A 23639-nucleotide genomic window follows, 5' to 3' on the forward strand; every position below is an offset into this window, starting at 1 on the left:
ACCACCCACCCCGTAAGACCCGTACGCCCGCACGACCCGGCTGGAGGAACCCGTGAACCTGCTGCTCGCCGAGGTGGCCCAGGCCACCCAGCGGCTGGCCGACGCCGGCGTGCCCTCACCGCGCTTCGACGCCGAGGAACTGGCCGCGCACGTCCACGGCGTCAAGCGCAGCCAGCTGCACACGGTGGCCGACGCCGACTTCGACGCCCGGTACTGGGAGGCGATCGCCCGCCGCGAGGCCCGCGAACCGCTCCAGCACATCACCGGCCGCGCCTTCTTCCGCTACCTCGAACTCCACGTCGGCCCGGGCGTGTTCGTGCCCCGGCCGGAGACCGAGTCGGTGGTCGGCTGGGCCATAGACGCGGTGCGCGCGATGGATGTCGTCGAGCCGGTCATCGTCGATCTGTGCACCGGCTCCGGTGCCATCGCCCTCGCACTGGCGCAGGAGGTGCCGCGCTCCACGGTGCACGCCGTGGAACTGTCCGAACAGGCCCTGACGTACGCCCGGCGCAACGTCGAGGGCTCGCGGGTAACCCTCCACCAGGGCGATGCACTGACCGCGCTGCCCGAGCTGGACGGCCAGGTCGACCTGGTCGTCTCCAACCCGCCGTACATCCCGCTCACCGAGTGGGAGTACGTCGCCCCCGAGGCCCGCGACCACGACCCCGAGCTGGCCCTGTTCTCCGGTGAGGACGGGCTTGACACCATCCGGGGCATCGAGCGGACCGCGCACCGGCTGCTGCGGCCCGGCGGGCTCGTCGTCATCGAACACGCCGACACCCAGGGCGGCCAGGTGCCGTGGATCTTCGCCGAGGAACGGGGCTGGGCCGACGCGGCCGATCACCCGGACCTCAACAACCGGCCCCGTTTCGCCACCGCGCGCCGGGTGTCGCCATGACGGCCACCCCGACGCCCGATGTATCCGTTCCGCACGAGGAGGACCGTTAAATGGCACGGCGATACGACTGCAGCGACGCGACCGACCGCGCGACCGGTCTGCGTGAGGCCGCGTCGGCCGTCCGCCGCGGCGAGCTGGTCGTCCTGCCGACCGACACCGTCTACGGCATTGGCGCCGACGCGTTCAGCGCCGACGCCGTCGGCGACCTGCTGGAGGCCAAGGGCCGCGGTCGCGGTATGCCCTCACCGGTCCTCATCGGCTCGCCCAACACCCTGCACGGCCTGGTCACCGACTTCTCGGAGCAGGCGTGGGAGCTGGTCGACGCGTTCTGGCCTGGCGGGCTGACCCTCGTCGCCACCCACCAGCCGTCGCTGACCTGGGACCTCGGCGAGACCCGCGGCACCGTCGCGGTGCGCATGCCGCTGCACCCCGTCGCCATCGAGCTGCTCACCGAGTTCGGCCCGATGGCGGTCTCCAGCGCCAACCTCACGGGACACCCCTCCCCGCAGGACTGCGACGCCGCCCAGGCGATGCTCGGCGACTCCGTCTCCGTCTACCTCGACGGCGGCCCCACGCCCGCCGCCGTGCCGTCCTCCATCGTCGACGTCACCGGCCGTATCCCCGTGCTGCTGCGGGAGGGTGCCCTCAGCGCCGAGGAGCTGCGGAAGGTCGTGCCCGAGCTCGAGGTGGCCAATTGATGGCGCCTCTGGGGCGCGGCATAACGGGGCCCGGCGAGACCGCCTTCCCGTCGGTGCCGCCGTCCGGCTACGCCGCCGCCGTCCAGGCCCGCGCCGCGGCGCCGGTCGCGCCCGCCCGCTTCCGGATCCTGCACGTCAGCACCGGCAACGTCTGCCGCTCGCCGATCACCGAGCGGCTGCACCGCCACGCCCTCGACCTGCGGCTGGGCGGGGCGGGCTGCAGCGGCCTGGTGGTGGAGAGCGCCGGCACCTGGGGCCATGAGGGCGCGCCCATGGAGACGCACGCCGCTACGGTCCTCGCCGACTACGGCGCCGACCCGGCCGGATTCCTGGGCCGCGAACTGCTCGACGAGCACGTCATCCGCGCCGACCTGGTGCTGACCGCCACCCGTGACCACCGCGCCCAGGTCATCTCGATGGGCCACTCCGCGGGGCTGCGCACCTTCACGCTGAAGGAGTTCAACCGCCTGGTCCGGGCGATAGACCCGGCCACCCTGCCGGAGCCCGACCCGCAGCTGCCCGACTACGGCCTGGTCGAGCGGGCCCGCGCCCTGGTCGGCGCCGCCGCCGCGCTCCGCGGCTGGCTGCTGGCGCCCGACCCGGAGTCCGACGAGGTCCACGACCCCTACGGCGCCCCCATCACCTTCTTCCGCTCCATCGGCGACGAGATCAACCAGGCCCTCGACCCGGTCGTCACCGCCCTCACCGGGGTCCCGGCCCGCGCCTGACCCCCGGCCACGGGCGGGCGGCCGGGCACCCGGCGCGCGCTCCACGACACCGCCCCGGGCCACCCGCACGCCGGTCCCCGCAGCCGACGGGGCTCCCGCCCGCGCCCCACGGGGCTTTCGCCCACCTCCCGGCCCGGGCGCCCGGCCCCGCACCTCCCGGCCCGTCCGCAACCGCCCTTCCCGGCCGTCCGCCGCCCCTCTCCCGGCCCCGTGGCCGTGCCCGTACGTCCGGTGCCCGGCCGCCGCGCCCGATCGCCGTACCGCGCCTACATTGGACGTGAGTCCCCGCACGAGGCCCGGAGCGCGCCATGTCCGCCACCACCGCGTCATCCCGCAGCACGTCACCGGCCGATGCGCGCCCGGGCACCGCGCCGGACGCGGCGGCCGCCGCCGAGGCGTGCCCGGCGGATTTCGCGGCGCTGGCCGCCGCCGACCCGGAGATCGCGGGGGTGCTGATCGGCGAGGGCGCCCGGCAGAGCGAGACGCTCCAGCTCATCGCCGCGGAGAACTTCACCTCACCCGCGGTCCTCGCCGCCCTCGGCTCCCCGCTCACCAACAAGTACGCGGAGGGCTATCCGGGCGCCCGCCACCACGGTGGCTGCGAGATCGTCGACCTCGCCGAGCGGATCGCCGTGGAACGCGCCAGGGCCCTCTTCGGCGCCGAGCACGCCAACGTCCAGCCCCACTCCGGCTCCTCCGCCGTCCTGGCCGCCTACGCCGCCCTGCTGCGCCCCGGGGACACCGTGCTGGCCCTGTCCCTGCCGCACGGCGGACACCTCACCCACGGGTCGCCCGCCAACTTCTCCGGCCGCTGGTTCGACTTCGCCGGATACGGCGTCGACGCGGACACCGGCCTCCTCGACCTCGACGCGGTCCGCGCCCTGGCCCGCGAGCGCCGCCCGAAGGCCCTGGTCTGCGGCTCGATCGCGTATCCGCGCCACATCGACTACGCCGCCTTCCGCGACATCGCCGACGAGACCGGCGCCTACCTCATCGCCGACGTCGCCCACCCCGCCGGACTGATCGCCGGGGGAGTGGCGCCCAACCCGGTGCCGTACGCCGATGTCGTCTGCGCCACCACGCACAAGGTGCTGCGCGGACCGCGCGGCGGCCTGATCCTGTGCGGTGCGCGCCTCGCCGAGCGCATCGACCGCGCGGTCTTCCCCTTCTCGCAGGGCGGTGCGCAGATGAACTCCGTCGCCGCCAAGGCCGTCGCCTTCCGCGAGGCGGCCACCGACGCGTTCCGCGGCTACGCCCGGCAGACCGTCGCCAACGCCCGCGCCCTCGCCGCCGCCCTCGCCGACCAGGGCCTGACGCTCGCCACCGGCGGCACCGACACCCATCTGATCGTCGCCGACACCGCACCGCTGGACCTCGACGCGCAGGTGGCCCGGGCCCGGCTGGCCGCCGCCGGGATCGTCCTCGACACCTGCGCGCTGGCCTGCCCGGACGGCACCGCCCGGCGTACCGGCATCCGCCTGGGCAGTGCGGCGGTGACGACGCAGGGGATGGGCGAGGCGGAGATGGCGCGGATCGCGGAGCTGATCGGGGCGGCGCTGCGCGGCGACGGCGCGGTCCGTGCGCGCACCGCGGCGCTCGTCGGCGGTTTTCCGCCGTATCCCGGCCGGAACTGAACGGGAACCGCGTACGGTCCCCTTCCGTCCCAGACCGCGGGGACGGCGTGGGACGCCCGTCACCCGGCAGCCCGCCACCTGTGTGTACGGCGCGGTCGTGGACCCGCATAGGGTGTGGGGCTGTGATGGCCAGCTATATCTGTGGGGCAGCCCGTGCGTGAATACCTGCTGACGCTGTGCGTCACGGCCGCGGTGACCTATCTGCTGACCGGCCCGGTGCGCAAGTTCGCCATCGCGGCCGGGGCGATGCCGGAGATCCGGGCCCGTGACGTCCACCGCGAGCCGACGCCCCGGCTCGGCGGTATCGCGATGTTCGGCGGGTTGTGCGCGGGCCTGCTGGTGGCCTCCCATCTGACCAATCTCAAGAGCGTCTTCGCGGACTCCAACGAACCGCGTGCCCTGCTCTCCGGCGCCGCGCTGATCTGGCTGCTGGGCGTCCTGGACGACAAGTGGGGCGTGGACGCGCTGGTCAAGCTCGGCGGCCAGATGGTCGCCGCGGGCGTGATGGTCCTCCAGGGCCTGACGATCCTCTACATCCCGATCCCCGGCGTCGGCACGTACCTGCCGTCGCCGACGCAGGGCACGCTGCTGACCGTCGCCCTGGTCGTCATCACCATCAACGCGGTGAACTTCGTCGACGGTCTCGACGGCCTCGCCTCCGGCATGGTGTGCATCGCCGCCGCGGCGTTCTTCATGTACGCGTACCGGATGTGGTTCGGCTACGGCATCGAGGCGGCGGCGCCCGCGACGCTGTTCTCGGTGGTGCTGATGGGCATGTGCCTGGGCTTCCTGCCGCACAACATGCACCCCGCGCGGATCTTCATGGGCGACTCGGGATCGATGCTGATCGGCCTGGTGATGGCGGCCGGCGCGGTGTCGGTGACCGGTCAGGTCGACCCGGACCTGCTCAGCCTGAAGACCGGCGGTATCCGCGAGGCGACGCACTCGATGGTGCCGGTCTACATCCCGCTGCTGCTGCCGCTGACCGTCATCGCGGTGCCGGTCGCCGACCTGATCCTGGCGATCGTCCGGCGTACCTGGAACGGCCAGTCGCCGTTCGCCGCGGACCGCGGTCACCTCCACCACCGGCTGCTGGAAATCGGTCATTCCCACAGCCGCGCTGTCCTGATCATGTACTTCTGGTCGGCGCTGATCGCGTTCGGCGCGGTCGCCTACTCGGTCAACAACGCGAGCATGTGGATCGTCCTGGGCATCGTGCTGCTGAGCGCGGTCGGGCTGGTGCTGCTCCTGCTGCCGCGTTTCACCCCGCGGGCGCCGATGTGGGCGCAGCGCATCGTGCCGCCGCGCTACCGCAGGGTCGTCCGTCCCGAGCCCGCCGAGGCCACCGCGGGGGAGCCCGCGGAGGGCGTACGCGAGGAGCGGGACGAGGCGCGTGAGGCGGTCGCCGCGGGGCTGCACGGCGCCACCGCGATCGGCGAGCGATCACGCTTCGTGGACCGGCGCCGGGCGGACAGTCACCACTGAAACCCGTGTGCGACGTCACGGACGTCCGTCAACCGCGTCGCTAAATCGGGTGACTTGCCGCTATAGCAGACAAAGTGCCGCCTGTCGCTGCACCAACGCGCAGGATCACGCTCACGTGTGACAGGCGGCACACGATAGAGGTAAAGACCTCATCAAATAGTTTGTGATACCGTTCACGAGACTCGGCGACAGGGCCGAAGGTCCGCACAGCGCGGGGCCTTTGGTCTCAGCAGGTTCTTCCGCCGGCCGGGTCTACGCTCGTCCCTGACGACACACCCCCACCCCTTGCCGGAGCGCCGCCATGCAGTCGAATGACGCCCGACTTCTCGTTCATGCCCTCGTGCCCACGCTCGTCGCCGGCGTTGTCGCCGTCGCGGTCAGCGCTGCGCTCGCGGGCGGCGCGGGGGCTGTCGGTGCCGTGATCGGCACGCTGCTGGTGGTGCTCGTCATGGGGGCGGGACTCGTCGTCCTGCAGCAGACCGCGAAGAAGCTCCCGGATCTTTTCCAGATGATGGGCCTTCTGCTCTATTCCGTGCAGATCCTGGCAGTTGCGGTCTTCCTGCTGGCTTTCAAGGACACAACGCTCTTTGATACGAAGGCATTTGCCTTCACGCTGCTCGGCGCCACCCTCGTGTGGATCGCTGCACAGACCCGCGGTCACATGAAGGCGAAGATTCTCTACGTGGACCCTGACTCCGCAGAGGCGAAGAAGGCGGAGACGGCGGGGTCGCCGACGTGACACGTAGGGCCGGAATAAAAGCCCGATCGCGGGCCTGCTATCGTCCGGTGCCAACTACGGCACAGTTGGCGCAGGCGGCTGAGCACCCGAGTTCCACGAGCTGGAGCCGGTGGGCCTCGTGGCCGATGCCTGCGATCCGACCCGGCCAAGCGCCGAGACGCCGCCCCCTAATCCGCAAGACCAGTCCAGTGCCGCTCCGTGGCTCAATGCCGCGCCGACACAACGAGGTTGCCGTACCCATGCGCCACGCTGAAGGAGCCCGCGGTGAGTGCTGAAACGATGCTCGCCTTCGACACGGAGTGCCACCTCTTCATCCCGGGGTGTGGCTTCGAGGCCCCGGGCCTTCATTCGTTCGTCTTCGATCCGCTCTTCACCATCGGCGGCTTCAACTTCAACAAGCCGATGCTGCTGGCTCTGCTGAGCACGGTCGTCGTGGTGTGGTTCTTCTGGGCCGCCTTCGGTCGCGCCAAGGTCGTGCCGGGCAAGCTCCAGATGGTCGCTGAGGCGGGCTACGACTTCGTGCGCCGCGGGCTCGTGTACGACGCGCTCGGCAAGAAGGAGGGCGAGAAGTACGTCCCCTTCATGGTCGCCCTGTTCTTCTTCGTGTGGATCATGAACCTCTGGTCGATCATCCCGGTCGCCCAGTTCCCGGTGACGTCGATCATCGCCTTCCCCGCGGGTCTGGCCCTTCTGGTCTGGCTCCTGTGGGTGGGGCTGACCTTCAAGAAGCACGGCTTCGTCGGCGCCCTCAAGAACTTCTCCGGCTACGACAAGTCGCTCGGCTGGGTTCTCCCGCTGCTGATGGTCATCGAGCTGCTCTCGAACCTGATCATCCGGCCGTTCACCCACGCGGTGCGACTCTTCGCGAACATGTTCGCCGGCCACATGCTGATCGTGATGTTCACCGTCGCGAGCTTCTACCTGGCGAACGGCGTCGGCTTCGTCTACGCAGGCGCCTCCTTCGTGATGACCATCGTGATGACCGCCTTCGAGCTGTTCATCCAGGCCGTCCAGGCGTACGTCTTCGTCCTCCTGGCCTGCAACTACGTGCAGGGCGCGCTCGCCGAGCACCACTGAGCACCCCGCCTCCCTCAACCCACAGACGTCCGGTGGCCAACCCCCACCGGTACTTGAAAGAGAAGGAAGAACCGGCATGTCCGCTCTCCAGACCCTCGCCTCCGCAGACGCGTTCACCGGCAGCGCCAGCGCGATCGGTTACGGCCTGGCCGCCATCGGCCCCGGCGTCGGCGTCGGCATCATCTTCGGTAACGGCACCCAGGCCCTGGCCCGTCAGCCCGAGGCCGCCGGCCTGATCCGCACCAACCAGATCATGGGTTTCGCCTTCTGTGAGGCGCTCGCCCTCATCGGCATCGTCATGGGCTTCGTCTTCAAGTAAACCGAAGCCCCACTGACGACCCTTAGACGGAAGGCATTGACGTGACCCTGGTCAGCCTGGCGAGTGAGGTCGAGGTTCCCGAGAACCCGCTCATCCCGCCGATCCCAGAGCTTGTCATCGGCCTGATCGCCTTCTTCATCGTCTTCGGTTTCCTCGCCAAGAAGCTCCTCCCGAACATCAACAAGGTTCTGGACGAGCGCCGCGAGAGCATCGAAGGCGGCATGGAGAAGGCGGAGGCCCTTCAGGCCGAGGCCCAGCAGGTCCTGGAGGACTACCGGGCCCAGCTCGCCGACGCCCGCCACGAGGCCGCGCGCCTGCGCCAGGAGGCGCAGGAGCAGGGCGCGACGCTCATCGCCGAGATGCGCGCCGAGGGCCAGCGGCAGCGCGAGGAAATCATCGCTGCCGGTCACGCCCAGATCGAGGCCGACCGCAAGCAGGCTGCGCAGTCCCTGCGCCAGGACGTGGGCAAGCTCGCCACCGACCTGGCCGGCAAGCTCGTCGGCGAGTCCCTGGAGGACCACGCCCGGCAGAGCCGGACCATCGACCGCTTCCTCGACGAACTCGAAAGCGGTGCTGCCAAGGCGGCGTCGGACACGACGAAGGCTGAGGCCGGCCGATGAACGGAGCGAGCCGCGAGGCACTCGCCTCCGCACGCGAGCAGCTCGACGCGCAGACGGACAACGCGTCCGTCGACGCGGCGAAGCTCGCCGAGGAGCTGGCTGCCGTCACCGCTCTGCTCGACCGCGAGGTCTCGCTGCGTCGGGTCCTGACCGACCCGGCGCAGTCCGGCGAGGCGCGCGCCGAGCTGGCCGACCGGCTGCTCGGCACCAAGATCGGCGGCTCGGCCGCCGCCCTGGTGTCCGGCATGGTCCGGTCCCGCTGGTCGCGTTCGCGCGACCTCACCGACGCGATGGAGGAGCTGTCCTACAGCGCCGACCTCGCCGCGGCGCAGCGGTCCGGCCGGCTCGACGACGTCGAGGACGAGCTGTTCCGGTTCGGCCGGATCCTCACCTCCAACGGTGACCTGCGCCGCGCGCTGACCGATCGCAACGCCTCGGTCGCCGCCAAGACCGAGCTGGTGACCACGCTGCTGGGCGGCCGGGCCAACCCGGTGACCGCGCGGATCGTGGGCCGGCTCGTGGCACAGCCGCGAGGCCGTAGCCTGGAAGCAGGGCTCGACGCCCTCTCCAAGCTGGCCGCGCACCGGCGCGACCGCATGGTCGCCGTGGTCACCACGGCGGTGCCGATGGACGCCGCACAGCGCACGCGCCTCGCCGCCGCGCTGGCGAACGTCTACGGACGGCAGATCCACCTGAACCTCGACGTGGACCCCGAGGTCCTCGGCGGTGTGCAGGTCCGGATCGGCGACGAGGTCATCAACGGGAGCATCGCGGACCGCCTCGACGAGGCGGCACGGCGGATGGCCGGCTGACCCAGCCACCAACTCAAGAGCTGCACCACCGGTGGCAGGGCGCCGGCACCGACGGGCCGGACCGAGAGGTCCGGCCGCGGCCGGGAGCCCGCGCCGGGAGACAGCACAAGCACGACGGCGGCCCGAGTTGGGCCGTAAGCGGAAACCCCCTGGGGACGTAACCCCCAGACCCCCGCAAGTAACTTCGGGCCCAACAAGGAGAGCAGGGAACCCAGATGGCGGAGCTCACGATCCGGCCGGAGGAGATCCGGGACGCGCTGGAGAACTTCGTCCAGGCGTACAAGCCGGACGCGGCCTCGCGCGAGGAGGTCGGCACGGTCAGCGAGGCCGGTGACGGCATCGCGAAGGTCGAGGGCCTTCCCTCGGCGATGGCGAACGAACTGCTGAAGTTCGAGGACGGCACCCTCGGCCTCGCGCTCAACCTCGAAGAGCGCGAAATCGGTGCCGTCGTCCTCGGCGAGTTCAACGGGATCGAGGAGGGCCAGCCGGTGCAGCGCACCGGTGAGGTGCTCTCGGTCGCCGTGGGCGAGGGCTACCTCGGCCGCGTCGTCGACCCGCTGGGCAACCCGATCGACGGCCTCGGCGAGATCGAGTCCGAGGGCCGCCGCGCCCTGGAGCTGCAGGCTCCGGGCGTCATGGTCCGTAAGTCGGTCCATGAGCCGATGCAGACCGGCTACAAGGCCGTCGACTCGATGGTCCCGATCGGCCGTGGCCAGCGTCAGCTGATCATCGGTGACCGTCAGACCGGCAAGACCGCGCTGGCCGTCGACACGATCATCAACCAGCGCGACAACTGGCGCTCGGGCGACCCGAAGAAGCAGGTCCGCTGCATCTACGTCGCCATCGGTCAGAAGGGCTCCACCATCGCGTCCGTGCGCGGCGCGCTGGAGGAGGCCGGCGCCCTGGAGTACACCACCATCGTCGCCGCCCCGGCGTCCGACCCGGCGGGCTTCAAGTACCTGGCGCCCTACACCGGCTCGGCCATCGGCCAGCACTGGATGTACCAGGGCAAGCACGTCCTGATCATCTTCGACGACCTCTCGAAGCAGGCCGACGCCTACCGCGCCGTGTCCCTGCTGCTGCGCCGCCCGCCGGGCCGTGAGGCGTACCCGGGCGACGTCTTCTACCTGCACTCGCGTCTGCTGGAGCGCTGCGCGAAGCTCTCCGACGAGCTGGGTGCCGGTTCGATGACGGGCCTCCCGATCGTCGAGACCAAGGCGAACGACGTGTCGGCGTTCATTCCGACCAACGTCATCTCCATCACCGACGGCCAGTGCTTCCTGGAGTCCGACCTGTTCAACGCGGGCCAGCGCCCGGCGCTGAACGTCGGTATCTCCGTCTCCCGTGTCGGTGGCTCCGCCCAGCACAAGGCCATGAAGCAGGTCTCCGGCCGTCTCCGTGTGGACCTCGCCCAGTACCGCGAGCTGGAGGCGTTCGCCGCCTTCGGTTCCGACCTGGACGCTGCCTCGAAGGCCCAGCTGGAGCGCGGTAAGCGCATGACCGAGCTGCTCAAGCAGGGTCAGTACGCCCCGTACCCCGTCGAGAACCAGGTCGTCTCCATCTGGGCCGGCACCACCGGCAAGATGGACGACGTGCCCGTCGAGGACATCCGCCGCTTCGAGCGGGAGCTCCTGGACTACCTGGGCCGGGAGAAGAAGGACCTGCTGGTCAGCATCGTCGAGGGCGGCAAGATGTCCGACGACACCATCCAGGCGCTCACCGATTCCGTCGCCGCCTTCAAGCAGCAGTTCGAGACCTCGGACGGCAAGCTTCTCGGTGAGGACGCTCCGGTCAGCACCGCCAAGTGACGACGGAAGGGACCTGATCCATGGGAGCCTCGCTCCGGGTCTACAAGCGTCGCATCCGCTCCGTCACCGCGACCAAGAAGATCACCAAGGCGATGGAGATGATCGCCGCCTCGCGCGTCGTCAAGGCGCAGCGCCAGGTGGCGGCATCGACGCCGTACGCGAGTGAACTGACCCGCGCGGTGACAGCGGTTGCCACGGGCTCGAACACCCAGCACCCGCTCACGACCGAGGCGGAGCGGCCGGCCCGCGCCGCGCTGCTGCTCATCACGAGCGACCGCGGTCTGGCCGGCGGCTACTCCTCCAACGTCATCAAGGCCGCGGAGCAGCTCACCGAGCGGCTCCGGGCCGAGGGCAAGGAGGTCGACGCCTACATCGTCGGGCGCAAGGGCGTGTCGTACTACGCCTTCCGCGAGCGGACGGTGCAGGAGTCGTGGACCGGCTTCACCGACAGCCCGACGTACGCCGACGCGAAGGCGATCGCCGCGCCGCTGATCGCCGCCGTGCAGAAGGACACCGCTGACGGTGGTGTGGACGAACTCCACATCGTCTTCACGGAGTTCGTGTCGATGATGACGCAGACGGCGCTCGACGACCGGCTGCTGCCGCTCAGCCTCGGCACCGCCGCGGACGAGCAGGAGGAGTCGGCGAAGGGCGGGGAGATCCTCCCCCTCTTCGAGTTCGAGCCCTCGGCGGAGGACGTCCTCGACGCCCTGCTGCCGCGGTACGTCGAGTCGCGGATCTACAACGCGCTGCTCCAGGCCGCCGCCTCGAAGCACGCCGCCACGCGGCGCGCGATGAAGTCGGCCACCGACAACGCCGAAGAGCTCATCAAGTCGCTCTCGCGGCTTGCCAACGCGGCCCGCCAGGCCGAAATCACCCAGGAAATCAGCGAGATCGTCGGTGGCGCGAGCGCCCTGGCCGACGCGACCGCGGGGAGTGACTGACAACTATGACCACCACTGTTGAGCCGACCGCCGCGTCGGGCGTGGCCGCAGGCCGCGTCTCGCGGGTCATCGGCCCGGTCGTCGACGTGGAGTTCCCCGTCGACGCGATGCCGGACATCTACAACGCGCTGCACGTCGACGTCGAGGACCCTGCCGAGCAGGGCGCGACCAAGACCCTGACCCTCGAGGTCGCCCAGCACCTGGGTGACGGCCTCGTCCGGGCGATCTCGATGCAGCCCACCGACGGTCTGGTCCGCCAGGCTCCGGTGACCGACACCGGCACGGGCATCACCGTGCCCGTCGGTGACATCACCAAGGGCAAGGTCTTCAACACCCTCGGCGAGATCCTGAACAAGCCCGAGGCGGCCACCCAGGTCACCGAGCGCTGGCCGATCCACCGCAAGGCGCCCTCCTTCGACCAGCTCGAGTCCAAGACCGAGATGTTCGAGACCGGCGTCAAGGTCATCGACCTGCTGACCCCGTACGTCAAGGGCGGCAAGATCGGTCTGTTCGGTGGTGCCGGTGTCGGCAAGACCGTTCTGATCCAGGAAATGATCTACCGCGTGGCCAACAACCACGACGGTGTGTCGGTGTTCGCCGGTGTCGGTGAGCGCACCCGTGAGGGCAACGACCTCATCGAGGAGATGACGGACTCCGGCGTCATCGACAAGACCGCGCTGGTCTTCGGTCAGATGGACGAGCCCCCGGGCACCCGTCTGCGCGTCGCCCTGGCCGGTCTGACGATGGCGGAGTACTTCCGTGACGTCCAGAAGCAGGACGTCCTCTTCTTCATCGACAACATCTTCCGGTACACCCAGGCGGGTTCCGAGGTCTCCACGCTGCTCGGCCGTATGCCGTCCGCGGTGGGTTACCAGCCGAACCTGGCGGACGAGATGGGCCTCCTCCAGGAGCGCATCACCTCGACCCGTGGTCACTCGATCACCTCGATGCAGGCGATCTACGTCCCCGCGGACGACCTGACCGACCCGGCGCCGGCGACCACCTTCGCCCACCTGGACGCGACGACCGTTCTGTCCCGTCCGATCTCGGAGAAGGGCATCTACCCGGCGGTCGACCCGCTGGACTCGACGTCCCGGATCCTGGACCCGCGCTACATCGCGCAGGACCACTACGACTGCGCGATGCGCGTCAAGACGATCCTGCAGAAGTACAAGGACCTCCAGGACATCATCGCGATTCTGGGTATCGACGAGCTGGGTGAGGAAGACAAGCTCACCGTCTACCGCGCCCGCCGTATCGAGCGGTTCCTCTCGCAGAACACCCACGTCGCGAAGCAGTTCACCGGCGTCGACGGTTCGGACGTCTCGCTCGACGAGTCGATCCACGCCTTCAACGCCATCGCGGACGGCGAGTACGACCACTTCCCCGAGCAGGCATTCTTCATGTGCGGTGGCATCGAGGACCTGGAGCGGAACGCCAAGGAGCTGGGCGTCTCCTGACCCCGGCCTCGGCACCGGGGGCGGCCCTGGCCCCCCCCGGACCGTACGACCACTAGTATTTGACCCAACATCTGCCGGACCCGGCAGGTGGAGACCCGAGGAGCCATCGTGGCTGAGCTGCACGTCGAGTTGGTCGCAGCGGACCGGCAGGTCTGGTCCGGTGAGGCCAGCCTGGTCGTCGCGCGCACCTCGTCGGGCGACATCGGCGTCATGCCCGGACACCAGCCGCTGCTCGGCGTGCTGCAGTCGGGCCCGGTGACGATCCGTACGACCGGCGAGAGCGGGGACGGTACTGTCGTCGCCGCGGTGCACGGCGGCTTCATCTCGTTCGCCGACAACAAGCTGTCTCTGCTCGCGGAGATCGCCGAGCTGTCGGACGAGATCGATGTCCAGCGCGCGGAGCGGGCACTGGAGCGAGCGAAGTCGGACGCTGACGCGGCCGCCGAGCGTCGCGCCGATGTCCGGCTGCGCGCGGTGACGGGCGTTCACTGAGCCCCGTCACCGACGAGATCGATCCTCAGCCGCGGGCTGCCCGGAGACTTCCGGAGCGGCCCGCGGCTGAGGCCATGCAGGTGCGTTTCCCTCCCTCGCGCCCGACCCGGCGCGGGGATCCCCCACAGAGGCGAGGAGGTCGGTCGAGATGGTCCTCGCTCTGCTCGTGAGCGGCGCGGTCGTGGTGCTGGTGCTGCTGGGGCTGTTCGTCTTCGGGCTGCGGCGGCGGCTCATCCAGCGCTCCGGCGGCACCTTCGACTGCAGCCTGCGCTGGGACGTACCGGAGGAGGAGCGCGAGCCCAACGGCAAGGGCTGGATCTACGGCGTCGCCCGCTACAACGGCGACCGCGTCGAGTGGTTCCGGGTCTTCTCCTACGCGCCGCGGCCCCGCCGCATCCTGGAGCGCTCCGCCATCGAGGTCGTCGAGCGCCGCACCCCGCAGGGCGAGGAGGAGCTGGCGCTGCTCTCCGACTCCGTCGTCCTCGTCTGCCGCCACAGCGGCACCCGCCTGGAGCTGGCGATGAGTGAGGACGCCCTCACCGGTTTCCTGGCGTGGCTGGAGGCGGCACCTCCGGGCCAGCGGGTCAACGTGGCCTGAGCCACTCCGGTCACTCCGGCGGCTCGACGCCCAGTTCCTGGGCCAGGACCGCCGCCTGTACCCGGCTCCGTAGGCCCAGTTTGGCCAGCAGTCGGCTGACGTGCGTCTTCACGGTCGCCTCGGCCATCTTCAGCCGGACCGCGGCCTCGGCGTTCGACAGGCCGCGGCCCAGGACGCCCAGCACCTCCCGCTCCCGCCGGGTGAGCGTCTCCAGCACCGCCGGATCGGGTGCGGGCTCCGTACGCTCCCGGGGCGCGGAGGCCCCGGCGAACTCCGCGATCAGCCGGCGGGTGACCGCGGGGGCGACGATGCCGTCCCCGGCGGCCACCGTGTGCACCGCGGCCAGCAGCTCCCGCGCGTCCATGTCCTTGAGCAGGAACCCGGCGGCCCCGGCGCGCAGGGCGCCGAAGACGTAGGCGTCGAGGTCGAAGGTGGTCAGCACCAGGACGTCCGCGAGCCCTTCGGCGACGATGCGGCGGGTGGCCGAGACGCCGTCGAGCCGGGGCATCTGGACGTCCATGAGGACGAGGTCGGGGCGGAGCTCGCGGGCGAGGCGGATCGCCTCCTCGCCGTCCGCCGCCTCTCCGGCGACCTCGACGGCGGGGTCGGAGCGGAGGATGAGGACGAGTCCGGCGCGGACGGCGGACTGGTCCTCGGCGACGACGATGCGCAGCGGGCGCGGGGGAGTGCCGGTCATGTCGGGGGTGTCTCCTCGGTGGCGGGAAGGGTGGCCCGGACGCGCCAGACAGGGCCGCCGGGGCCGTCCGCCGGGCCCGCGTCGCAGTCGCCGCCGAGCAGGGCGGCGCGCTCACGCATACCGGTCAGCCCGGCGCCGGAGCCCGGCACCCGCGCGGCGACCGGCCCGCGGCGGACGCCGTACGGGCTGGTCACGACGGTGGTGAGCGGGCCGCCCGGCGGCCGGGCGAGGCGGATGGTGACCTCGCCGGGCGCGGCGTGCTTGAGGGCGTTGGTCACGGATTCCTGGACGATGCGGTAGGCGGCCAGTTCCACGGGGGCGGGCAGGCGGGCGGTGTCGCCGTTCTCCCGGCGGGCGTCGTCCAGGCGGAAGGTCAGCCCGTCGCCCGCCCCGGCCGCGCGGGCCCGGTCGAGGAGGGCCGGGAGGCCGTCGAGGGTGGGGACGGCGGCGGGTTCGCCGTCCGCCTCGGCGCCGCCGGAGGCGCGCAGCAGCCCGATGAGGCGGCGCATCTCGGCCAGGCCCTGCACGCTGTTCTCGCGGATGACGCCGAGCGCCTCCCGGGTCGCGGCCGGATCGTCGAGGGTCTGCGCGGCGGTGGTGTGCAGCGCGATGGCCGACAGATGGCCGGCGACCACGTCGTGCAGCTCCCGAGCCATCCGCGCGCGCTCCGCGGTGACCGCCTGCGCCCGGTCCATCTCGGCGAGCAGCGCGGTCTGCTCGGCCCGCAGCCGGGCCGCCTGGGCCGCGTCCCGGTGGTGGCGGACGATCAGGCCCGTCGAGGCCGGGGTGAGGGTGAGCAGCCCGAGGAAGACACCGACGAAGAGCGCCTCCGGGCTGCGGGCCACGGCGAGCGCGATCAGCGTGCCGAGGACGGTCACCAGCGCGGTGGCGGGCGGGATGCGGCGCGCCGCGCGGGGCCCGCCGTGGAGGACCGCCGCGTAGACGAGGTCGGTGAACATCACGACGGTGGCGATGAGCGTTCCGGCGCAGGTGTCCAGGGCGAGCGCGGCGGTGGCGAGTGCCAGGCCGGTCAGCGGTGCGGTACGGCGCAGCAGTTCGGCCCCGGCGGCGACGGTCAGCGCGACCAGGGACAGCCACGGCGGCACCCCGGCGACCGGCGCCGTCCCGCGCAGCCCCAGCAGCCACAGGAGCACACCGCCGAGCAGCCCGGCGGCCGCGATGAGGAGGTCGTCGCGGTGCGGGCGGGCGGGGCGGGGAAGTGGCGGCACCCGTCCATCCAACACGGCCCGGGCGCCGCCCGCCTCCACGTCAGGGCGGGCGCCGCGGCGCGGCCGGTACATCGAAAGATGCAGCCGGAATCGTCGGCCGCGACGACGCCCCGGGCCGGGTGGCGGCGGCAGCCTGGAGGGGTCCCGGAGGAGGAACACCATGGTCGTCACGTTGATCGTCGCCTGCGAGATCGGTTTCTGGGTGCTGCTCGCGGCCGGTCTGACGCTGCGGTACGGGTGCCGGATGCCGCGTACCGGCGCCGCCGTACTGCTGCTGGAGCCGCTGCTGGAGCTGGCGTTGCTGATCGTCACGGCGATCGATCTGCGGGGCGGCGCCACGGCGGACTGGAAGCACGGCCTGGCCGCCGTCTACATCGGCTACACCGTCGCCTACGGCCACTACACGATCCGCTGGGCCGACGGCCATGTCGCGCACCGCTTCGGCGGCGCCCAGCGGCCCCCGAAGCCGCCCCGCCACGGGATGGCCCGCGCCCGCCACGAGGGGAAGCTGTGGCTGCGGACGGTCGCGATGGGCGCGGTCGCGGCCGGACTGCTGCAACTGGCCGTCTGGTACGTCGGCGACGGCGACACCGCGACGCTGCGGGGCTGGCAGCTCACCATGGCCCGGCTGGTCGCCATCCACGGCGTGATCGCCCTGTCGTACCTGCTCTGGCCGAAGAAGGCACCGGCCGGGGAGGCGGAGGCGGCGCGGCCCCCGAAGGTGCTGCGCTGAGCGCGGTCCGGGCCGCTACGGGGGGCGGCCCGGACCGCTCGGCTACCGCTCGCCGCCCGGCACCCACAGCACGTCCCCGACCTCCTTGTTGGCCGTACGGGCCAGGATGAACAGCAGGTCGGAGAGGCGGTTGAGGTAGGTGGCGGTGAGCGGGTTCATGGTCTCGCCGTGCTCGTCGAACGCCGCCCAGGTGGCGCGCTCGGCGCGGCGGACGACGGTGCACGCCTGGTGGAGCAGGGCGGCGCCGGCCGTGCCGCCGGGGAGGATGAAGCTGCGCAGCTTCTCCAGCTGCTCCAGGAAGTGGTCGCAGTCCGCCTCCAGCTTGTCGATGTAGCTCTGCTCGACGCGCAGCGGCGGGTACTTCGGGTCCTCGACGACCGGCGTGGACAGGTCGGCGCCGACGTCGAAGAGGTCGTTCTGCACGCGCAGCAGCACCGCCCGGACCTCCTCGGGCAGTTCGCCGAGGGCCAGCGCCACGCCGAGCGCCGCGTTGGCCTCGTTGGTGTCCGCGTAGGCGGCGATCCGGCGGTCGGTCTTGGCGGTGCGGCTCATGTCGCCCAGGGCGGTGGTGCCCTTGTCGCCGGTGCGGGTGTAGATGCGCGTCAGATTCACCATGGCACGAGCGTACGCGGCGCCCCGCCGGGCGGGCCGGGGGCGCGGGACGCCGCCGGGCGCGGTGCCCGAACTGCGCCGCGCGCGGGGCGCTCTGACGGCCTTCCGGGTGACGCCGGACACGGACGGGCGGGCCACCGGGCGCAGTTCGCCCGGGGCGGGCGTGACGCGTGTCTCTTACCTACCAAACGATCGCTCAGTACGGATAACGTCACCTTGACCGAATCTGGAACACACAGGGTGTGAGGGGACAGCAGTGGCAAAGAAGCTCGCCGTCATCGGTGCCGGACTCATGGGATCCGGTATTGCGCAGGTCTCCGCCCAGGCGGGGTGGGACGTGGTGCTCCGCGATGTGACGGACGGGGCGCTGGCCCGCGGCAAGGGCGGTATCGAGGCGTCGTACGCGAAGTTCGTGGCCAAGGGGAAGCTGGACGCGGACGCCGCGGAGCAGGCGCTGGCCCGGATCACCACCACGACCGATCTGGACGCGGTCGGCGACGCGGATGTCGTCGTCGAGGCGGTCTTCGAGAAGATCGAGGTCAAGCGGGAGATCTTCCAGGCGCTCGACAAGCTCGCCAAGGACGACGCGGTCCTCGCCTCCAACACCTCCGCGATCCCGATCACGAAGATCGCCGCGGCCACCTCCTGCCCGGAGCGGGTCGTCGGTACGCACTTCTTCTCGCCGGTGCCGATGATGCAGCTGTGCGAGCTGGTGCGCGGTTACAAGACCAGCGACGAAACCCTCGCCGCCGCCCGTGAGTTCGCCGAGTCCGTCGGCAAGACCTGCATCGTCGTCAACCGCGACGTCGCCGGTTTCGTCACCACCCGGCTGATCTCCGCGCTGGTCGTCGAGGCGGCCAAGCTCTACGAGTCGGGCGTGGCGAGCGCCGAGGACATCGACCTGGCGTGCAAGCTGGGCTTCGGCCACGCGATGGGCCCGCTGGCCACCGCCGACCTCACCGGCGTCGACATCCTGCTGCACGCCACCGACAACATCTACGCGGAGTCGCAGGACGAGAAGTTCGCGCCGCCGGAGATCATGCGGCGGATGGTCGACGCCGGCGACATCGGCCGGAAGAGCGGCCACGGGTTCTACGCGCACTGATCGGCGGCGCGGCCTGGCATCCTGGAAGGCTCAGGAGGGGGTCTGTCCAGGGATGCTGACGCGATGTCAGATCACGGGCGGCGAAGTCGTCACCCCGTCGGGTGAATTCGGTATCGGTTCGCTCACGGGCGGCAACTTCGCCGCCGGAGTGGCAGTCAGTCCGGTAGACCTCCGGAGGGTGTCCCGTTGTCCCTGGTGGGACGGCACACGGCGGCAGATGCGGTGCCCCGCACGGCGGACGGGCGTCCGGATACCGGTGTATCCGGAGGTTCGGCACGGCGGCGTGGCGCCCCTGCCGTCCTCCGCCCGCCGGGGACGACGGGACGGCCTCCAGCACGGCACAACACCATTCGGGGAGCGCATATGCACATCAAGGGCGACTACGCCGAGCTGGTCGTCGAGGGCCGCCTCGACGTCCGCAGCGCGGCGGACGCCCGTACGGCCCTGCACCACGCCGTCGACTCCGGATGCGGCGATCTCGTGCTGAATCTGACCGAGCTGGACTCCTGGGACGCCACGGGGCTCGGCGTGATCATGGGGGCGCACCGGCGGGCGGGCCGGGTGGGCCGCCGCCTCGTGCTGCGCGGGGTGCCGCCCCAGATGCAGCGGCTGCTGGTTGCCACCCGCCTGCACCGCATTCTCGCCATCGAGGGCGGGATCGCGGCGGAGACACTGCCCCGGGTGTGAGTCCCGGCGGGCCCGGAACGCCGCGTACCGCGGCCGTTCCGGGCCGTTCGCGTCTCCGGGCTCCGCGGTCATACCGTCGGAACGGGTCGTTCCGGACATGTCAGGGCCCCGGCGGCGGACCCGTACCATCCCGGGGCTAGGGTCACCTCCGCGTCCGCGGAACCCGCGGCGGCCGAGCCCGGCCCCGCCCGCACCGCGCGACCGGGGGACAGGCCGGACCACACGACCACGGCGCGCACCCGGCCCACGAGGCCGGGCCGCGCGGCCGGGCGGAGCGAACAGAAGGGCATCTGGGGGCTGTGACCATGGACCCGAACACCCGGCGGGGACCCGACGAGAGCGGCGACCCGGCGGACGGCGACGCACCCGGCGCACCGGCCTTCGGCGGGATGCGGACCGGCCCCGAGGAGCCCGTCCGCACCGTCCGGCTCGTCGCCGGACGCTACCTCGTCACCGTCAACCCCCTCGACGGCAGCGAGATGGAACCCTGCCCGCCCGGGGAGCGCCCCGGTGAGCCCGAGCGGCTGACCGAGGAGGAGCGCACCGAGGCCGCCCGTGCCGCCGCGCCCCCGGTGCCGCCCGGCGCACCCGTCCACGCCTCCCGCACCGCCACGCTGGAGGAGCGCGGCGAGGAGACCGAGCGGCTGGTACGGCTGCTGACCCGCGGCCGCTCGGTACGGCTCACCGGCCCGTCCGGCGCCGGCCGCACCCGCCTCCTCGACGCCGTCGCCACCGCCTGCGCCGGCGTCGCCCCCGACGGCGTCGTCCGCCTCTCCGGCTACCACCGCACCCCCACCGACCTGCTGTACGCGCTCCTCGCCGCGGTCCACCGCACGCCGCAGTACCGGCCCGACCGCGACGAGCTGCTGCGGCTGCTCGCCGGGATCGGCGCGATCGTCGTCCTCGACGACCTGGAGTTCGGCGGCCGGGCCCTGGACGAACTGCTCGACGCCACCCCCGAGTGCGCCTTCCTCTTCTCCGCCACCCCCGACGTCGCGGCGCCCAGCCCCGGCTGCCCCGTCGAGGAGGTCCGCCTCGGCGGCATCGGCCGCGGCGCCGGTCTGCGGCTCCTGGAGCGGGCCGTGCAGCGGCCGCTGACCGACGAGGAGACGGTCTGGGCCACCGAGCTGTGGGGGGAGTCCGCGGGGCTGCCGCTGCGCTTCGTCCAGGCGGCGGCGCTGCTGCGGCTGCGCGACCGGCCCGGCGGCGCCCCCGTCGACGGCCCCGGCCTCTTCGCCCCCGTCTCCGCGGGCGCCCCCGGGCGGCCGCACGCCCCGCTGCCCTCCGCCGCCGACACCGCGGCGCCCGCACCGGTGATCGCCGGGCGGCTGGGCCCGGCCGCCCAGGAGACGCTGCGGTTCGCCGTGGCGCTCGGCGGTGAACTCCCGCACCAGGCCCATCTGCCGGCCCTCACCCAGGACGCCCACGCCGACGCCGCCCTCGGCGACCTCCTCGGCTGCGGGCTGATCACCCCGGCGGGCGGCCACTACCGGCTCGCCGCCACCGTCCGCGAGCAGCTGACCGCCGCCGGGTACGCCGACGGCGCGACCACCCGGGCGCACACCGCGGCCCAGCACTACGCCTGGTGGGCCGGGCACCCCTCGGTCACCCCGGAGCGCGCCGCCGCCGAGGCGGACGCCGTGCTCGCCGCGATGGGCGCGCTCACCGCGGGCCGCGAGGGCGGCCACGCCAGCGCCGCCGTGCTGCTGGCCCGCACCGCCGCCCCGGCGTTCGCCGCCGGGCTGCACTGGAGCGCCTGGGAGCGCGGGCTGCGCCACGGCCAGGAGGCCGCCCGGCTGGCCGGTGAGGTCGCCGAGGAAGCCTACTTCCACCACGAGTTGGGCGTGCTGGCGCTCTGCGGCGACAGCCTCGACCGGGCCCGCGCCGAACTGGAGGCATCCATCGGGCTGCGCGGGGTCCTCTCCGACCGCAGCGGCGCGGTGGCCGGCCGCCGCGCCCTCGCCCTCGTCGCCGACCGGGAGCGGCTGAGCGCCGAGGGCACCGGGACCCCGCCGCCGCCCGCGCCCGGCGCCGCCGTGCCGCCCGTACCGCCCGCGGCGGCGGTGGCGGCCACCGGGCCGCGCCACGCCGCCCCCGGCCCGAAGACGCCGGTGGCCGGGACACCGGTCGTCACCTCCCGCGCCGCGCACGCCGTGAAGAAGGGCGAGGAGACCGCCGTCCAGCCGACCCTGGCCACCCGGAAGTCCGCCACCACCCGCCGCAACCTCACCGCGGCGGGCGCGGGCGTGCTGCTCGCCGCGGTCCTCGGCACCGTCGTCACGCTCGGCGCGACCTCCTCCGGAGACGACAGCAGCCCCGGCGGCCGCACCACCCTGGAGCAGCCCGCCGAGCCGGACGAGGAGCCGACGACGCCCGCGGACACCTGGTCACCCGAGGCCCCGCCGCCCGTCACCACCGCCTCGGCCACGCCGTCGCAGGAGGAGAGCGCGCCCCCGTCGACACAGGCGCCCACCACCGGCGCGCCCACCGGTGCCCCGACGCCGACGGACCCGTCGACCGCCCCGACCCGGCCCACCGGCCGCCCCACCGGGCCGACGAGCCGCCCGACGCACCCCACGCACCGGCCGACCGAGCCGACGCCCACCGAGGACCCGACGGACGAGCCGACGACCCCGGACCCGACCGACCCGACGGACAAGCCGACCGACCAGAGCCCGTCCGCCTCCGACCCGCAGACCCACGGCTCGACCGCCCGTACGGCCACCGTCTCGGGCAGCCCGACGGCCTGACGGAGCGCGCGTCCCGGAATGCGCGACGGCCCGGTACGTGTCCGGCCACCCCACACAGGGGCGGACGGGCACGTACCGGGCCGTCGTCCGTACGGGACCGGGCCGCCGGGTCAGAAGAGGCGGAGCTTGTCGTCCTCGATGCCGCGCAGACCGTCGTAGTCGAGCACCACACAGCCGATCTTGCGGTCGGTGGCCAGCACCCGCGCCTGCGGCTTGATCTCCTGGGCCGCGAAGATGCCCTTCACCGGCGCCAGATGCGGGTCGCGGTTGAGGAGTTCGAGATAGCGGGTGAGCTGCTCCACGCCGTCGATCTCGCCGCGCCGCTTGATCTCCACCGCCACGGTCTGACCGTCGGCGTCCCGGCACAGGATGTCCACCGGGCCGATGGCGGTGGGGTATTCGCGCCGAATCAGCGAATAGCCCTCGCCGAGGGTTTCGATGCGGTCGGCGAGCAGTTCCTGGAGGTGGGCCTCGACGCCGTCCTTGATCAGACCGGGGTCCACGCCCAGTTCGTGCGTGGAGTCGTGGAGGACTTCCTCCAGGGTGATGATGAGCTTCTCGCCGCCCTTGTTCTCCACCGTCCACACCTGACCGTCGCCCTCCTTGAGGGTGCACGGCGGCGACATCCAGTTGAGGGGTTTGTAGGCACGGTCGTCCGCGTGGATGGAGACCGAACCGTCCGCCTTCACCAGGATGAGGCGGGGGGCGGAGGGCAGATGGGCGGTGAGCCGGCCCGCGTAGTCCACGGAGCAGCGGGCGATGACGAGACGCATGGGGCGTCACGCTACTCGACCGGGGGCCGCCCGCGCGATTCGCCCCGGAGCCGCGGCCCTTTCCGGGGGAAACCCCCGCACCTCCGGCAGCGGTCCTTGGCCGGTTGTCTGTGCAATCTTCTGGTGCCCGGCTCTTGCGCGGCCTACCGTTGATGCGGGGGGTCGTGAGGCAGATACGCTCCGTCGCGATGCCCCATGTCCCGTCCCTTCAGGCCCCCCGACCCGGCGGGGCCGCGAGAGGAGAACCTCATGTCGCTCGACGTCTCACCGGCCCTCCTCGAACAGGCCGAGCGAGGCGAGGTCGATGAAGCCGCCTTTGTCGACTGCGTCCGGACCTCCCTGCCCTACGCATGGGGAATGATCAGCTCGCTGGTGGATCGGCTGCAGACGGACGGCGGGGAGTTCGCCGACAACCTGACGCCGCCGCCGGACGAGCAGGCGCGCGGTCAGTTGCTGCGTGCGCTGGCGAGCGATGCGATCCGCGGGTCGCTGGAACGTCACTTCGGTGTGCGTCTCGCCTTCCAGAACTGCCATCGCGTCGCGGTTTTCCCCCTCGACCCGGCGGTCGACGACCGCCTGGCCCGCTTCACCTCCATCCGCGGCCAGTTGCTGAACCAGTCCCCGGTACTGCGCGACTGCTGACCCCTACCGCTGCCGCCGCGCACCCCTTCCGCCGCGCCTTTCCGGCGCCTTGCACACGGGTGCGCGGGGCAGCGGCACCGGCCGGCCGCGCGGACGCAC

The 23639-nt window shown here is 72.1% G+C and carries 24 protein-coding genes; 20 read left to right on the forward strand and 4 right to left on the reverse strand.

Annotated features, from left to right (window positions below; translation table 11 throughout):
- The first annotated feature begins 52 nt into the window (after positions 1 to 52).
- The 15 genes from prmC (at position 53) to ACZ4U4_RS08845 (ending at position 14312) form a co-directional block, all read left to right on the forward strand.
- Entirely contained in the window at positions 53 to 898 is an 846-nt protein-coding gene (prmC, locus tag ACZ4U4_RS08775) for a peptide chain release factor N(5)-glutamine methyltransferase (RefSeq protein WP_030280725.1), read from the forward strand.
- 50 nt (positions 899 to 948) lie between these two features.
- Entirely contained in the window at positions 949 to 1596 is a 648-nt protein-coding gene (locus ACZ4U4_RS08780; protein WP_030280723.1) for an L-threonylcarbamoyladenylate synthase, read from the forward strand.
- Positions 1593 to 2324 (forward strand): arsenate reductase/protein-tyrosine-phosphatase family protein, encoded by a 732-nt coding sequence (locus ACZ4U4_RS08785; protein WP_425423804.1) that lies wholly within the window; start codon positions 1593 to 1595, stop codon positions 2322 to 2324. Before ACZ4U4_RS08780 ends, ACZ4U4_RS08785 begins: the two co-directional genes overlap by 4 nt.
- A 308-nt stretch (positions 2325 to 2632) precedes the next feature.
- On the forward strand, positions 2633 to 3958 hold the full coding sequence (locus tag ACZ4U4_RS08790; protein ID WP_467870519.1) for a serine hydroxymethyltransferase: 1326 nt from the start codon (positions 2633 to 2635) through the stop codon (positions 3956 to 3958).
- Positions 3959 to 4099: 141 nt separating this feature from the next.
- Positions 4100 to 5443 carry an MraY family glycosyltransferase gene (locus ACZ4U4_RS08795; protein ID WP_467870522.1) on the forward strand — a complete coding sequence of 448 codons (1344 nt, stop codon included), beginning with the start codon at positions 4100 to 4102 and terminating at the stop codon, positions 5441 to 5443.
- A gap of 301 nt (positions 5444 to 5744) precedes the next feature.
- On the forward strand, positions 5745 to 6182 hold the full coding sequence (locus ACZ4U4_RS08800) for a hypothetical protein (RefSeq protein ID WP_391640233.1): 438 nt from the start codon (positions 5745 to 5747) through the stop codon (positions 6180 to 6182).
- A 279-nt stretch (positions 6183 to 6461) separates the two neighbouring features.
- A complete protein-coding gene (gene atpB, locus ACZ4U4_RS08805; RefSeq protein WP_467870937.1) occupies positions 6462 to 7259 on the forward strand; it encodes a F0F1 ATP synthase subunit A in 798 nt (265 codons plus the stop codon).
- Positions 7260 to 7335: 76 nt separating this feature from the next.
- Positions 7336 to 7578: an ATP synthase F0 subunit C gene (gene atpE, locus ACZ4U4_RS08810; protein WP_030280712.1), complete on the forward strand. Its 243-nt coding sequence runs from the start codon at positions 7336 to 7338 to the stop codon at positions 7576 to 7578.
- Between the two features lie 47 nt (positions 7579 to 7625).
- Positions 7626 to 8198, forward strand: coding sequence for a F0F1 ATP synthase subunit B (locus ACZ4U4_RS08815; protein ID WP_467870940.1), 573 nt, complete (start codon positions 7626 to 7628; stop codon positions 8196 to 8198).
- Positions 8195 to 9010, forward strand: a complete 816-nt coding sequence (locus tag ACZ4U4_RS08820) for a F0F1 ATP synthase subunit delta (protein ID WP_467870525.1) — start codon at positions 8195 to 8197, stop codon at positions 9008 to 9010. The genes ACZ4U4_RS08815 and ACZ4U4_RS08820 overlap by 4 nt, the downstream gene beginning before the upstream one ends.
- A 215-nt stretch (positions 9011 to 9225) precedes the next feature.
- A complete protein-coding gene (gene atpA / locus ACZ4U4_RS08825) occupies positions 9226 to 10818 on the forward strand; it encodes a F0F1 ATP synthase subunit alpha (protein ID WP_467870527.1) in 1593 nt (530 codons plus the stop codon).
- Positions 10819 to 10838: 20 nt separating this feature from the next.
- On the forward strand, positions 10839 to 11762 hold the full coding sequence (locus ACZ4U4_RS08830; protein ID WP_467870529.1) for a F0F1 ATP synthase subunit gamma: 924 nt from the start codon (positions 10839 to 10841) through the stop codon (positions 11760 to 11762).
- Between the two features lie 5 nt (positions 11763 to 11767).
- The gene (gene atpD / locus ACZ4U4_RS08835) at positions 11768 to 13222 is read left to right on the forward strand and encodes a F0F1 ATP synthase subunit beta (protein ID WP_467870531.1); all 1455 of its coding nucleotides are present in this window, start codon (positions 11768 to 11770) and stop codon (positions 13220 to 13222) included.
- 108 nt (positions 13223 to 13330) lie between these two features.
- On the forward strand, positions 13331 to 13714 hold the full coding sequence (locus ACZ4U4_RS08840; RefSeq protein WP_018087383.1) for a F0F1 ATP synthase subunit epsilon: 384 nt from the start codon (positions 13331 to 13333) through the stop codon (positions 13712 to 13714).
- Between the two features lie 148 nt (positions 13715 to 13862).
- Positions 13863 to 14312 (forward strand): DUF2550 domain-containing protein, encoded by a 450-nt coding sequence (locus tag ACZ4U4_RS08845; RefSeq protein WP_467870533.1) that lies wholly within the window; start codon positions 13863 to 13865, stop codon positions 14310 to 14312.
- Between the two features lie 10 nt (positions 14313 to 14322).
- Here the strand turns inward: ACZ4U4_RS08845 and ACZ4U4_RS08850 are convergent, their stop codons facing one another.
- Both ACZ4U4_RS08850 and ACZ4U4_RS08855 read right to left on the reverse strand, forming a co-directional pair.
- Complete coding sequence (locus ACZ4U4_RS08850; RefSeq protein ID WP_467870536.1) at positions 14323 to 15009, reverse strand: response regulator; 687 nt, start codon at positions 15007 to 15009, stop codon at positions 14323 to 14325.
- A complete protein-coding gene (locus ACZ4U4_RS08855) occupies positions 15006 to 16310 on the reverse strand; it encodes a sensor histidine kinase (RefSeq protein ID WP_467870538.1) in 1305 nt (434 codons plus the stop codon). Before ACZ4U4_RS08855 ends, ACZ4U4_RS08850 begins: the two co-directional genes overlap by 4 nt.
- Positions 16311 to 16398: 88 nt before the next feature.
- Here ACZ4U4_RS08855 and ACZ4U4_RS08860 point away from each other — a divergent pair, with 88 nt between their 5' ends.
- On the forward strand, positions 16399 to 16971 hold the full coding sequence (locus tag ACZ4U4_RS08860) for a hypothetical protein (RefSeq protein WP_467870542.1): 573 nt from the start codon (positions 16399 to 16401) through the stop codon (positions 16969 to 16971).
- 42 nt (positions 16972 to 17013) lie between these two features.
- Here ACZ4U4_RS08860 and ACZ4U4_RS08865 read toward each other — a convergent pair whose 3' ends face one another.
- Complete coding sequence (locus ACZ4U4_RS08865) at positions 17014 to 17586, reverse strand: cob(I)yrinic acid a,c-diamide adenosyltransferase (protein WP_467870544.1); 573 nt, start codon at positions 17584 to 17586, stop codon at positions 17014 to 17016.
- A 253-nt stretch (positions 17587 to 17839) separates the two neighbouring features.
- On the opposite strand from ACZ4U4_RS08865, the gene ACZ4U4_RS08870 reads away from it, so the two are divergent.
- From ACZ4U4_RS08870 to ACZ4U4_RS08880, 3 genes are all read left to right on the forward strand, one after another.
- Positions 17840 to 18688, forward strand: a complete 849-nt coding sequence (locus ACZ4U4_RS08870; protein ID WP_391640224.1) for a 3-hydroxyacyl-CoA dehydrogenase family protein — start codon at positions 17840 to 17842, stop codon at positions 18686 to 18688.
- Positions 18689 to 19051: 363 nt separating this feature from the next.
- Complete coding sequence (locus ACZ4U4_RS08875; RefSeq protein WP_467870549.1) at positions 19052 to 19375, forward strand: STAS domain-containing protein; 324 nt, start codon at positions 19052 to 19054, stop codon at positions 19373 to 19375.
- A 305-nt stretch (positions 19376 to 19680) separates the two neighbouring features.
- Positions 19681 to 22125, forward strand: a complete 2445-nt coding sequence (locus ACZ4U4_RS08880; RefSeq protein WP_467870552.1) for an ATP-binding protein — start codon at positions 19681 to 19683, stop codon at positions 22123 to 22125.
- A gap of 110 nt (positions 22126 to 22235) precedes the next feature.
- Here the strand turns inward: ACZ4U4_RS08880 and nucS are convergent, their stop codons facing one another.
- Complete coding sequence (nucS, locus tag ACZ4U4_RS08885) at positions 22236 to 22898, reverse strand: endonuclease NucS (RefSeq protein ID WP_467870554.1); 663 nt, start codon at positions 22896 to 22898, stop codon at positions 22236 to 22238.
- A gap of 249 nt (positions 22899 to 23147) precedes the next feature.
- Here nucS and ACZ4U4_RS08890 point away from each other — a divergent pair, with 249 nt between their 5' ends.
- A complete protein-coding gene (locus tag ACZ4U4_RS08890) occupies positions 23148 to 23540 on the forward strand; it encodes an SCO5389 family protein (protein ID WP_391640221.1) in 393 nt (130 codons plus the stop codon).
- The last annotated feature ends 99 nt before the right edge of the window (positions 23541 to 23639 follow it).

It is taken from the genome of Streptomyces sp. NPDC029159 (assembly GCF_055564055.1).